Origin of the sequence: Alteriqipengyuania halimionae, assembly GCF_009827575.1 — a bacterium.
GTDB classification, from domain to species: Bacteria; Pseudomonadota; Alphaproteobacteria; order Sphingomonadales; family Sphingomonadaceae; genus Alteriqipengyuania_A; species Alteriqipengyuania_A halimionae.
Map to the genome: position 1 here is coordinate 613,633 of NZ_WTYR01000001.1, position 11,614 is coordinate 625,246.

An 11,614-nucleotide genomic window follows, 5' to 3' on the forward strand; every position below is an offset into this window, starting at 1 on the left:
ATTGCGCTAGCGCCGTACCGCTTGGCCAGCGACCGCTTGCTGCTGTTCGTACCGGTATGATTGACGTTTGGACTGTTTATCGCCGGTGTGGTGTATTTCGGCGTCAGCGCCTGGCGCGACTACGATCGCGAAGGGTCCGCCATCCTTGCCGTCGCATCGCTCGCCGCAGCGCTGCAACTGGCAGCCGAAACGATGCGGGATCTCGTTTCCTATCCTTATCCGTTTCACGAAATACGGCTGGCTCTGATCCTGTCGTTCGCGATCGCGCTGGCGCTGGCATTGCTAGCCTATCTCCTTCTAGTGCTGTTTCCCGACCACCACCGAGCGCGCTTGCTGGCGATCGGTGCGACGTCATGCGGAATGGCAGCGCTGGCGTGGTGGATGACGGGTTTCGACGCCAAGACGCTGGGCATGTTCGCGTTGGTGGCGGTGGCGGGTGCCATTGCGGGATTGATTGCGTGGCGCAAGGCAAACAAAGCGGGCGCCTGGGTCGCTGTCGCGGCATTGGGATTCGTCGCGGTGATGTTTTACACCAGCAACCGCTTTCTCGATCTCTATCTCTATCTTGCGCTCGGAACTCTGCTGCTGGCGTTGTTCGTCAGGCAGGCACAGCAGGTCGCCAGCGAACAGCGGGAGCGGCACCGGGAGCAGGCGAGAGCGCGCGAACTTGCCAGAACGCTCGATCGGATCGGGCAGGAACGACAACGGCAAATGCTCGAAGTTTCGCAGAAGGGGCGCACCGAATATGTTTCGGTGGGCGACATCAGGCATTTTGCCGGCGCGGGTGATTATGTCGAAGCATATTGGGGCGAAGGGCGCAGCGGTTTGCTGTCCGATACGCTGGCAGCCCTCGAAGAAAGCTTGCCATCGGGTTTCATCCGGACCCATCGCTCACACATCGTCAATGCCGCAAATGTCACAGCCCTGGAGCGTGATGCCGCGGGAACGGGGAGGCTGGTCTTGGACGATAGCAGCGAGGTCCCGGTGAGCCGCCGCATTATGCCGGAAGTGCGGCGCTCGCTCGGCTGAAGCGGATAATGCGGCGCGTGCGGGAACTTGTGGTGCGGCCCGCGCGCTCCTAAGGCCATGAGCATGTCATCGCAACTCGTCGATAATCGTGGGAAAGGCGAAGCCGGCTGGAGCTGGCCGTCGATCCATCCCGAAGGCCGCAAATACGGTGTGGCCGTCTTTGCGCTCAGTCTCCTGTTCGCCTGGTTCGCCTGGGAAACGCTGGCCTGGCCGCTGGCATTCCTCTCGCTCGGCGTGCTGGCATTTTTCCGCGACCCCGTCCGCGTCACGCCGCAAAGCGAGAACGCGATCGTGGCTCCGGCCGATGGCTTGGTCACGCTGATCCAGCAGGTCCCGCCGCCGCCCGAACTCGCCACCGGCGATAGCCAGGTCGGCGAAGGGCTGGGTGACGAACCCGTCACGCGCGTGTCGATCTTCATGAGTGTGTTCGATGTTCACATCAATCGGACGCCGATTGCGGGGTCGATCAAGCGGGTGATTTACATCCCTGGCAAGTTTCTGAACGCCGATCTCGACAAGGCGAGCGAGGAAAACGAGCGACAGCACATCCTCGTCGAACGGGCCGATGGGCGCCGGATCGGCTTCACCCAGATCGCCGGACTGGTCGCGCGCCGTATTGTGCCGTTCGTCAAGCCGGGCGACACGGTGGCGAGCGGCCAACGCGTCGGCCTGATCCGCTTCGGCAGCCGCGTCGACGTCTACCTCCCGCGCGATACGCAGCCGCGGATCGTTCTGGGCCAGAAAATGGTCGCGGGCGAAACGGTGATTGCGGAAATGAGCGAGCAGCCATTGATCGAAGGCGTCGCGCAATGACGGTTCGCCCATGAAAGAGCCGCATGCGATGAACAAGCGACGCGAGGTGCGCGGGCTTACCTTGCGTACGCTGGTGCCCAACGCGATCACGGCAGCCGCCATGTGTCTCGGACTGACGGCCATTCGCGCCGCGATCTTGCAGGACTGGGACGCCGCCGTTCTGCTCGTTTTCGCGGCCGGTGTGCTCGACGGGCTGGATGGGCGGACCGCTCGGTTCCTCAATGCGCAATCGAAATTCGGAGCCGAGCTAGACAGCCTGGCCGATTCTCTCAGCTTCGGCGTTGCGCCGGCGCTGATCATCTACCTGTGGTCGCTACAGTTCCTCGATCGCCTCGGCTGGTTCGCCGCGCTGGCGGTGGCAGTGGCCTGTGCACTTCGCCTCGCGCGCTTCAACGCCCGCATCGATCTCGACGAACAGCCGCACAAATCTGCCGGTTTCCTGACCGGCGTGCCTGCTCCGGTCGGCGCCGGGGTAGCCTTTCTGCCAATGTATCTGTGGCTCGAGACGGGCAATCCGGCACTGCGCGAGCCGCTCTTCGTCGGCATCTGGCTCCTAGTTATTGCTTTCCTGATGATCTCCAACGTCGCCACGTTCAGCTGGACATCGCTGCGTCCGCGACGGAACATCCGGCTCGAATTGCTGCTGATCGGGGCGCTGTTGGTAGCTGCACTGATCCTCGAACCGTGGATCGCGCTGTCGATCGTATCGGCCGGATATCTCGCAACGGTGCCTTACAGCATCCTGCGCTATCGCAAGTTCAGGCGGCAGCGCGCTGCGAACAAGGAAGCGTCGAGCGCGCCGGAACGCCCCGCCTGAGGTCGTCGCTTCGACGCAGGGAAAACGCCGCGGGATCGCAAAGAGCTGCACGATCGATCCGCGCCATTTCCGCGTCCCATGCGCCGTAGCGACGCAGCAGGTACGCCGAATCTCGTGCCAGAACACGGAATGCCAAAGCTCCGGCGGCAAAAAACAGGGCGGTCGTCAGAATGGCAATCATCGCGAAATCCTTCGCCTAACAAGTGTTTCCCCCTGAAGATTGTGGAAATGGAACGCCGAAATCTTGTCCGATGTTCCGCTTCTGACATCTTCAGTTTCCTGTTTGTTCCACACCTGTTCCGGTTATGTCAACACAAATCGCGTCCGGTGGAATCCGGCTTGCGACGAAATTTAAACTGGAAATCGGCGCCGAGTGACGCTATCGGCGCGTCGTCGCACGTGAATCGGACGCAATCCTGCATCCGGGCATGAGCGAAAATCCACATGGGAAGCGCTGACATACCGGTGCTCGGCCGCGGGACAACCGCAATCGGGTTCCAGCTTCCCAGAGGCACAACCGGAAAGGAATTCCCTATGGCGGCTCCCACCGTCACGATGCAGCAATTGATCGAAGCCGGATCGCATTTCGGCCACCAGACCCACCGTTGGAACCCGCGCATGAAGCCGTACATCTTCGGCGCGCGCAACGGCATCCACATCATCGACCTGTCGCAGACCGTGCCGCTCTTCGCGCGCGCTCTCGATTTCGTCGAATCGACCGTCCGTTCGGGCGGCAAGGTCCTGTTCGTCGGCACCAAGCGCCAGGCGCAGGATCCGATCCGCGAAGCTGCGCTCTCTTCGGGTCAGCACTTCGTCAACCATCGTTGGCTCGGCGGCATGCTGACCAACTGGAAGACGATCAGCCAGTCGATCAAGCGTCTGAAGTCGCTCGACGAGCAGCTCGGCAGCGAAATGAGCGGCCTGACCAAGAAGGAAATCCTCCAGCTAACGCGTGAACGCGACAAGCTGGAAATGTCGCTTGGCGGTATCCGCGACATGAACGGCATCCCCGATGTCATGTTCGTGATCGATGCGAACAAGGAAGATCTCGCGATCAAGGAAGCCGCCGTGCTCGGCATTCCGGTGGTTGCGGTGCTCGACACCAACACCGATCCGACCGGCATCGCCTTCCCCGTTCCGGGCAATGACGATGCTGCGCGCGCGATCCGCCTCTATTGCGATGCGATCGCCGAAGCGGCCCGCTCGGGCAAGGGCGGTTCGCAGGGTGCGGACGCGGGCAACATGGAAAACCCGCCGGCCGAAGCCGCCGCGTAAGCGACCGATGCGCGGGGTCATCCCGCCGTCACAAAACAAATCCAGTGCGCCGGGCGTCTCCCACCAGTGGGGCGCGTCCGGTGCCTCACATCACAGACAAGAAGGATTCACCTCATGGCTTATACTGCCGCTGACGTGAAAGCCCTGCGCGAACGCACCGGCGCGGGCATGATGGATTGCAAGAAAGCGCTCACCGAAACCGATGGCGACATGGAAGCCGCGGTCGACATGCTGCGCGCCAAGGGCCTCGCCGCCGCGCAGAAGAAGTCGAGCCGTACGGCGGCCGAAGGCCTCGTCGGCGTTGCTGTCGAAGGCACCAAGGGCGTTGCGGTAGAAGTCAATTCGGAAACCGACTTCGTGGCCAAGAACGACCAGTTCCAGGACTTCGTCAAAAAGGCGACTCAGGTTGCCCTGCAGTCGAACAGCGACGATGTCGAAGAACTGCGCGACGCTGCCTATCCGGGCGGTGGCACGGTCGGCGATGCGCTGACCAACAACGTTGCCACGATCGGCGAGAACCAGCAGGTCCGCCGGATCCGTTCGGTCAGCGTCGATAACGGCGTGGTCGTCCCCTACGTGCACAATGCAGTCGCGCCGAACCTTGGCAAGATCGGCGTGCTGGTAGCGCTTGAAAGCGAAGCCGGTGCCGAAGTGCTCGAACCGCTGGGCAAGAGCCTTGCGATGCACATCGCCGCGGCTTTCCCGCAGGCGCTCAACGCCGATGGCCTCGACCCCGAAGTGATCGCGCGCGAGCGTTCGATCGCTCAGGAAAAGGCCGCCGAAAGCGGCAAGCCCGAGCAGGTCCAGGAAAAGATGGTCGAAGGCGCGATCAACAAGTTCGCCAAGGAAAACGCCCTGCTCAGCCAGATCTACGTGATGGACAACAAGACGCCCATCGCCGAAGTCGTGAAGCAGGCTGCCAAGGAAGCCGGCAAGGACATCGTCCTCAAGGACTACGTCCGCTTCCAGCTGGGCGAAGGCATCGAGAAGAAGGACGAGGACTTCGCTGCCGAAGTGGCTGCGACCCGCGGCGACTAAGCTGCACTCTCTTCTGCGAAATCAGCGGCCGCCGGGTTACGATCCGGCGGCCGTTTTTGTTTTTGCGCCCGGGAGAGGAAGCGGCTCAGCGATCTTCGCTGGTCGGCTCGTCCTCGCCCAGTGCCACGGCGCTCGTGCGCGGAATGCTCTGGAACGCGGACTGGTCTTCGTCGGGGACCGATTCGGCAGCATAGATCCGCCACAGGCCGAAGCCGGTCGCGAGGGAAGCGGTTGCGCCGATCGTTCCGAACAATCCCGTCGGCCCGAATATGGCCATGGCGATTGAGCCGACCAGCGGCCCTGCCACCGCGCCGAGCGAATAAAGCAGCACGAGACCGCCGCTCGCACCCACCCGCTCGTGCGGTTCGATGTGGTCGTTGGTATGCGACACACACAGCGGATAGAGCGCGAAAGCCATCCCGCCGAACAGGCCGCCGAGAACGAACAGCAGCGCGCGATTGGCACCGAACAGCGCAATGGCGACAGCGACGACCGCCGCGGCGAAAAAGATCGCCACGATCACGCGCCGCCGATCGAACCTGTTCGACAGCAGGCCGAGCGGCCACTGGAACAGCACGCCGCCCCCGATCGCGAAGGACGTGAACAGAGCGACATCGGAAAGGCTCATTTCCATCTGTCGCACGAACACCGCCGCAAGCGCATAGAAGGCGCCGAGCATGAGGCCGGTCGCCGCAGTGCCGAGCATACCGAGTGGGGAGATCGCATAGAGCCGCCGGATCGAGAGTGGCTCCAGATCGCCGATCTCGGGTTGCGGTACCTTGGTGAGAACAACCGGGAGCAGCGCAAGCGAGAGCAGGATGGCCGAGAACATGAAGGGCAGCACCGGCGCGTCTTGGCCGATGTTGAGGAGGAACTGGCCGATGGCCTGGCCGAGATAGAGCGCTGCCATATAGGCGGCGAGGGCGAGGCTGCGGGTATGCGTATCGGTACGCTCGCTAAGCCAGCTCTCGAGGCAGACGAAGACACCTGCGACCGCGAAACCGTCAATGAAGCGCAGCACCGTCCAGAAGCCGACATCCTGCCACAAGCCGTAGGACAAGCTGCTGGCCGAAAACACCGAAACGAAGGCCGCGAAGGAGCGGATATGCCCGACCTGCGCGATCAATCGCCCGATCCGCATCGAGCCGATCGTCAGTCCCGCGAAATATGCGGTGCCGACCAGGCCGATCAGCGGCGCGGCAGTGCCCTGGTTCTCGAGCCGCACCGCCAGCAGCGTGGACAGGAATCCACCTCCCGCCATGATCATGAAGATGGCGAGCAGGAACGTGCGAACCTGGTTGAAGGCCGTAAACATGACGCGCCCTATAATAGCGGCGATGCAGGACCGCCAGCGATGCGAGGCGAGTGCTGCGTGTTGATCGACCGGCTACTGGATGGTGCCTGCCTCTGCGGCCATTCGCTGTTTTCGGGATTCGAGCGCGCGCGCCCTTGGAAGGCACGTTTTTCAACAGACCGCTCACCGGCCTTTCCCTTTGCGCATCGGCCAATCATGGCTAAGGAGCCGCAAGCCTGCCAGCAAACGGAAAATCCCTTCATGCCACTCAGTTCCGCCAAACGCGTCCTCCTGAAACTCTCGGGCGAGGTGCTGATGGGAGAGCAGGATTTCGGCATCGATCCGGCATTCGTGATGGAGCTGGCGCAGGAAGTTAAGGCGGCCAAGGACAATGGCCTCGAAATTTGTCTCGTGATCGGTGGCGGCAACATTTTCCGCGGCATGGCCGGGGCGGCGCAGGGCATGGACCGCGCGCAGGCCGACTATATGGGCATGCTCGCCACGGTCATGAACGCGCTCGCCATGCAGAACGCGCTCGAACAATTGGGTGTCGAAACCCGGGTGCAAAGCGCGGTGCAGATGGACCAGGTGTGCGAACCGGTGATCCGGCGCCGCGCCGAACGTCACCTTGAAAAAGGTCGCGTGGTGATCTTCGCGGCAGGTGTGGGCGCCCCCTATTTCACCACCGATAGCGGTGCGGCTCTGCGCGCGGCCGAGATGCGCTGCGATGCGCTGCTGAAGGGCACCAGTGTCGACGGGGTCTATGACAGCGATCCCAAAACCAATCCGGGCGCACAACGTTTCGATACGGTCACTTACGACCGCGTTCTGGCAGACAACCTCAAGGTCATGGACGCATCCGCCGTCGCGCTGTGCCGCGACAACGACATTCCGATCGTCGTCTTCTCTATCCGCGAGAAGGGCAATCTGGCACGCGTGTTGGCGGGCGAAGGCGTGCAGACGATAGTGAAAAAGGAAGGCTGACGATGGCCAAGTATGACAAGTCCGATATCGACCGCCGCATGAATGGTGCGGTCGAGGCCCTGAAAAGCGACCTCGCCGGTCTGCGCACGGGCCGTGCCAATGTGGCCTTGCTCGATCCCGTGCAGGTCGAGGTCTACGGCTCGCTGATGCCGCTCAACCAGGTTGCGACCGTCAACGCGCCCGAACCGCGCATGCTGGCGGTGCAGGTATGGGACAAGGCCAATGTCAACGCGGTCGAAAAGGGTATCGCGAAGGCCGGGCTCGGCCTCAATCCGATGACCGACGGGCAGACCGTGCGGCTGCCGATTCCCGACCTGACCGAGGAGCGTCGCAAGGAGCTGGCCAAGCTCGCGGGCGAATATGGCGAAAAGGCCAAGATCGCGATCCGCAATGTCCGTCGTGACGGCATGGAAATGCTGAAAGAGGACGAAAAGAAGAAGGAAATCTCCGAGGACGATCGCAAGCGGCTCGAAGACGAGGTCCAGAAGCTGACCGACAAATACGTCGCCGAAACCGATGTCGCGGTGGAGAAAAAGACGCAGGAAATCCTCTCGCAGTGACGTTCGGCGCGAACGGATAATCGGTCATGGCTGGTGCCAGACACGTTGCGATCATCATGGACGGCAATGGGCGCTGGGCGAAGCGCAAGCACTTGCCGCGCGCGATGGGGCACAAGCGCGGCGTCGAAGCGGTGCGGGCGCTCGTCCGTGCGGTCAAGCACATCGATCTCGAATGTCTGACGCTCTACGCATTCAGTTCGGAAAACTGGAAGCGACCCGAAGAGGAAGTGTCCGACCTGATGAACATGCTGCGGCGGTTCATCAAATCGGACCTGCCCGAATTCATCGAAAACGGTGTCCGGCTCAAGGTGATCGGCGATTGGCGCGCGCTCGAAGGCGATATCGTCGCCCTGCTCGATGATGCGATGGCGCAGACCGCCGATGGCGACCGTACGCTGGTGGTGGCGCTCAATTACGGGTCGCAGCAGGAAATCGTGCGCGCGGCGAAGCAGGCTGCAAGCGAAGGCGACCTGACCGAGGAAAGCCTCGCGGCCCATCTCGACACCGCCGACCTTCCGCCGCTCGACCTGCTCATCCGCACCAGCGGCGAAGTGCGTCTGTCCAACTTCCTGCTGTGGCAGGCGGCCTATGCCGAAATGCTGTTTGTCGATACGTTGTGGCCTGACTTCACGCCGCAGCACCTCGAACAGGCGCTCGAGCATTTCACGGGAAGGGAGCGTCGTTTTGGTGGTCGATGAAACCGACAGCAAGGTCGATGGAATGCGCAAGCGCGACCGCTTCAAGGCAGGAATGAAGCGCTATGTGCGCGTGCCACTGTCGGTTCGCACGAGCGATCTGCCCGTGCGCGCGGCTTCGGCGATCGTCATGATCGCGGTCGCGGGTACGGCGATGTGGCTGGGCGGCTGGGCATGGACGATCTTCGTCGCCCTGGTCGCCGCAGTGTGTTTCTTCGAATTTTCCCAACTCGTCATGCGGGCGTTCGGGATCACCGCCAAATCGGTAATCGGCTTGCTGCTGGGCCTCGTCTACATCGCGGCCGCGGGGATGGCGTTGTCGAGCCTGCCCCTGGGCGTGACGATCGGGGTGGTGGCGGTCGTGATCGCGACCGATACAGGTGCCTACTTCAGCGGCAGGGCGATCGGCGGGCCCAAGATTGCCCCACGGATCAGCCCTTCCAAGACCTGGGCCGGGCTGTTTGGCGGGATGGTGTTTGCTGGCGCGGTCGCGGCGGGTTCTTTTGTGTACAACACCGGCGAATTCGTGCTGCGTCCGATGCTTTTCATCGCCTTTGCGATCGGTGCGGTGCTGGCGGTCCTGGCGCAATGCGGCGACTTTTTCGAAAGCTGGCTGAAACGGCGGGCAGGGGTGAAGGACTCCTCGCGCCTGATCCCCGGCCATGGCGGCGTGTTCGACCGTATCGACGGGTTGCTGCCGGTGACGATCGCGGCCTATTTCCTGTGGGCGCTGCATCCGTGACCCGGTCGATTTCCATTCTCGGTGCGACCGGATCGGTCGGCTCCTCGACGCTCGACCTTATTCGCCGCAATCGCGACGCCTGGAAGGTGGTCGCGCTGACCGCGAATTGCAGCGCGAGCGAGCTGGCCAAACTGGCGATCGAGTTCTCCGCCGAAATAGCCGTCGTCGGAGACGAAGCATGCCTCGGTGATCTGCGTGAGGCGCTCGGGGCCAGTGGGATCGCAGCGGCGGGTGGCGCGTCCGCGCTGGTGGAGGCTGCGGCGCGACCGGCCGATGTCATCGTGGCTGCAATCGTTGGTTGCGCAGGGCTTCGCCCCACCATGGCGGCGATCGAGCGCGGCGGATCGGTTGCGCTGGCGAACAAGGAAGCGCTGGTCTCTGCCGGAGACGTGATGACCGCTGCCGTCGCGCAGCATGGGGCGACGCTGCTGCCGGTCGATAGCGAGCACAACGCGATCTTCCAGTGCCTTCAGGGCAACCGGATCGAGGACGTCCGTCGCATCACCCTCACGGCGAGCGGCGGGCCGTTCCGCACCAAGTCGCAGGCCGCGCTCGACGCGGCGACGCCCAAGCAGGCGGTCGCGCACCCCAACTGGGACATGGGCGCGAAAATCAGCGTCGATTCGGCGACGATGATGAACAAGGGGCTCGAACTGATCGAGGCCCATCATCTGTTCCCGGTCGGCTTGAGCAAGCTCGATATCGTCGTTCACCCGCAAAGCGTGATCCATTCGATGGTCGAATACCGCGACGGTTCCACGCTGGCGCAGCTTGGCCCGTCGGACATGCGGGTGCCGATCGCCAGCGCGCTCGCCTGGCCCGAGCGAATGGACACGCCAATGTCCCCGCTCGATCTGCCCGCACTCGGTACGCTGACCTTCGAAGCGCCCGACGAGACACGGTTCCCCGCGACCCGCGTCGCACGCGAAGCGGCCGAGGCGGGGGGCGGTGCCCCGTGCGTCCTCAATGCGGCAAACGAAATTGCGGTCGCGCGTTTCCTCGCCGACGGGTGCAAGTTCACCGATATCGTTACGATTAATGAAACCGTGCTAGAACGACATTCGGACGATCCGGCACCACAGTCGCTCGACGACGTTATGATGCTGGATGAAAAAGCGCGGGCGAGTGCCCGTGCCGTCCTGGAGACGATCTGACCTTGTTCGATAGCCCCAATATCCTGATCTACCTGCTGGCCTTTGCGCTGGTGCTGGGCCCGCTGGTGCTGGTGCACGAGCTTGGGCACTATCTCGTCGGCCGCTGGTTCGGCGTGAAGGCCGAGGCTTTCTCGATCGGTTTCGGCAAGGAAATCGCCGGCTGGACCGACAAGCGCGGCACACGGTGGAAGCTATCGCTCCTTCCGCTGGGCGGCTATGTCCAGTTCGCCGGGGACATGAACCCCGCCAGCATTCCCGACAGGGATGCGCTCGACCGCGTTACGGCGGAATCGAGGGCCGAACAATTCCATTTCAAACCGCTGTGGCAGCGCACCCTGATCGTGCTGGCGGGGCCGGTGACCAATCTGCTCGTCGCGATCGCCATCTTTGCGGCGTTCTTCATGCTGATCGGCAAGCCGGTTTCGCAGGATGCCGAACAGGAAAGCGTGGTGACGGCGTTTGCCGATGATTCGCCGGCGCGGGAAGCGGGCGTCCGGCTCGGCGATCAGGTCGTTGCGGTGGACGGAGAGGAAACCGGCACCTTCTTCGAAGTCCAGCGCGAGATCGCCTATCGTCCTTCGACGGCGATTACCGTTACCGTGCGGCGCGACGGCCAGGACATCGACATTCCGATCACGACCACACGGATGAGCGTGACGGACAAGTTCGGTAACACCAGCGATATCGGCCTGATCGGTGTCGAATCGCGCCCGCAGCCGCCCAAACTCGTGCGTACGGGACCGGTCGAGGCCGTCGCTCTTGCGGGCAAGCAGAGCGTGATGATCGTCGACATGATGATCTCCGGCATCGGCCAGATCATAACCGGCAAACGCTCTGTTCAGGAGCTGGGCGGCCCGGTAAAAATCGCTAAATATTCCGGCGAACAGCTGACGCTCGGGACGCTGGCTTTCATCAATTTCATCGCATTGATCTCGATTAACTTGGCATTCATTAACCTCCTGCCAATTCCGACGCTCGACGGCGGGCATCTGGCTTTCTACGCGGCCGAAGCGGTCCGCCGGAAACCCATCGGCCCCCGTGGACAGGAATGGGCGTTCCGCACCGGTCTGGCATTCGTGCTGATGCTGATGCTGTTCGTCACCGTAAACGATATCGCCCAGCTGCCGGTTTTCGGCGGATAGACAAGGGCGGAAAAGCGGGGAGGGCGAGTGCGCGGATGTTAGGCGAACTTGATACTCTGACACGCTTCGGG

General features: G+C 62.8%; 12 protein-coding genes. 11 read left to right on the top strand and 1 reads right to left on the bottom strand.

Going from position 1 to position 11,614, the window contains the following annotated elements:
• Positions 1-60: 60 nt before the first annotated feature.
• The 5 genes from GRI68_RS03040 to tsf all read left to right on the top strand — a co-directional run bounded on the left by GRI68_RS03040 (position 61) and on the right by tsf (position 4,972).
• The gene (locus tag GRI68_RS03040; RefSeq protein ID WP_160615767.1) at positions 61-1,029 is read left to right on the top strand and encodes a LytTR family DNA-binding domain-containing protein; all 969 of its coding nucleotides are present in this window, start codon (positions 61-63) and stop codon (positions 1,027-1,029) included.
• 63 nt (positions 1,030-1,092) lie between these two features.
• Positions 1,093-1,842: a phosphatidylserine decarboxylase gene (locus tag GRI68_RS03045; protein WP_160615769.1), complete on the top strand. Its 750-nt coding sequence runs from the start codon at positions 1,093-1,095 to the stop codon at positions 1,840-1,842.
• Positions 1,843-1,870: 28 nt separating this feature from the next.
• On the top strand, positions 1,871-2,659 hold the full coding sequence (gene pssA / locus GRI68_RS03050) for a CDP-diacylglycerol--serine O-phosphatidyltransferase (RefSeq protein ID WP_160615771.1): 789 nt from the start codon (positions 1,871-1,873) through the stop codon (positions 2,657-2,659).
• A gap of 534 nt (positions 2,660-3,193) precedes the next feature.
• Positions 3,194-3,934: a 30S ribosomal protein S2 gene (rpsB, locus tag GRI68_RS03055; protein WP_160615773.1), complete on the top strand. Its 741-nt coding sequence runs from the start codon at positions 3,194-3,196 to the stop codon at positions 3,932-3,934.
• A 114-nt stretch (positions 3,935-4,048) separates the two neighbouring features.
• On the top strand, positions 4,049-4,972 hold the full coding sequence (tsf, locus tag GRI68_RS03060; protein WP_160615775.1) for a translation elongation factor Ts: 924 nt from the start codon (positions 4,049-4,051) through the stop codon (positions 4,970-4,972).
• 85 nt (positions 4,973-5,057) lie between these two features.
• Here tsf and GRI68_RS03065 read toward each other — a convergent pair whose 3' ends face one another.
• Positions 5,058-6,287: an MFS transporter gene (locus GRI68_RS03065; protein WP_160615777.1), complete on the bottom strand. Its 1,230-nt coding sequence runs from the start codon at positions 6,285-6,287 to the stop codon at positions 5,058-5,060.
• Between the two features lie 240 nt (positions 6,288-6,527).
• Between GRI68_RS03065 and pyrH the strand changes: the two genes are divergently transcribed.
• The 6 genes from pyrH to rseP are packed head-to-tail and all read left to right on the top strand — an operon-like array spanning position 6,528 to position 11,543.
• A complete protein-coding gene (pyrH, locus tag GRI68_RS03070) occupies positions 6,528-7,250 on the top strand; it encodes a UMP kinase (RefSeq protein WP_160615779.1) in 723 nt (240 codons plus the stop codon).
• Positions 7,251-7,252: 2 nt separating this feature from the next.
• Complete coding sequence (gene frr, locus GRI68_RS03075) at positions 7,253-7,810, top strand: ribosome recycling factor (RefSeq protein WP_160615781.1); 558 nt, start codon at positions 7,253-7,255, stop codon at positions 7,808-7,810.
• A gap of 26 nt (positions 7,811-7,836) precedes the next feature.
• The gene (uppS, locus tag GRI68_RS03080; protein ID WP_160615783.1) at positions 7,837-8,508 is read left to right on the top strand and encodes a polyprenyl diphosphate synthase; all 672 of its coding nucleotides are present in this window, start codon (positions 7,837-7,839) and stop codon (positions 8,506-8,508) included.
• On the top strand, positions 8,498-9,247 hold the full coding sequence (locus tag GRI68_RS03085; RefSeq protein WP_325063750.1) for a phosphatidate cytidylyltransferase: 750 nt from the start codon (positions 8,498-8,500) through the stop codon (positions 9,245-9,247). Before uppS ends, GRI68_RS03085 begins: the two co-directional genes overlap by 11 nt.
• Positions 9,244-10,401 (top strand): 1-deoxy-D-xylulose-5-phosphate reductoisomerase, encoded by a 1,158-nt coding sequence (locus GRI68_RS03090; RefSeq protein ID WP_160615785.1) that lies wholly within the window; start codon positions 9,244-9,246, stop codon positions 10,399-10,401. Before GRI68_RS03085 ends, GRI68_RS03090 begins: the two co-directional genes overlap by 4 nt.
• A 2-nt stretch (positions 10,402-10,403) precedes the next feature.
• Positions 10,404-11,543: an RIP metalloprotease RseP gene (gene rseP / locus GRI68_RS03095; protein WP_160615786.1), complete on the top strand. Its 1,140-nt coding sequence runs from the start codon at positions 10,404-10,406 to the stop codon at positions 11,541-11,543.
• Positions 11,544-11,614: the final 71 nt, after the last annotated feature.

Bases quoted from the DNA above. Each gene is read 5' to 3' on its own strand.
- pssA (WP_160615771.1), top strand. From the start codon at position 1,871: ATGAACAAGCGACGCGAGGTGCGCGGGCTTACCTTGCGTACGCTGGTG.
- tsf (WP_160615775.1), top strand. From the start codon at position 4,049: ATGGCTTATACTGCCGCTGACGTGAAAGCCCTGCGCGAACGCACCGGC.
- uppS (WP_160615783.1), top strand. From the start codon at position 7,837: ATGGCTGGTGCCAGACACGTTGCGATCATCATGGACGGCAATGGGCGC.
- GRI68_RS03045 (WP_160615769.1), top strand. From the start codon at position 1,093: ATGTCATCGCAACTCGTCGATAATCGTGGGAAAGGCGAAGCCGGCTGG.
- frr (WP_160615781.1), top strand. From the start codon at position 7,253: ATGGCCAAGTATGACAAGTCCGATATCGACCGCCGCATGAATGGTGCG.
- GRI68_RS03065 (WP_160615777.1), bottom strand. From the start codon at position 6,287: ATGTTTACGGCCTTCAACCAGGTTCGCACGTTCCTGCTCGCCATCTTC.
- rpsB (WP_160615773.1), top strand. From the start codon at position 3,194: ATGGCGGCTCCCACCGTCACGATGCAGCAATTGATCGAAGCCGGATCG.
- pyrH (WP_160615779.1), top strand. From the start codon at position 6,528: ATGCCACTCAGTTCCGCCAAACGCGTCCTCCTGAAACTCTCGGGCGAG.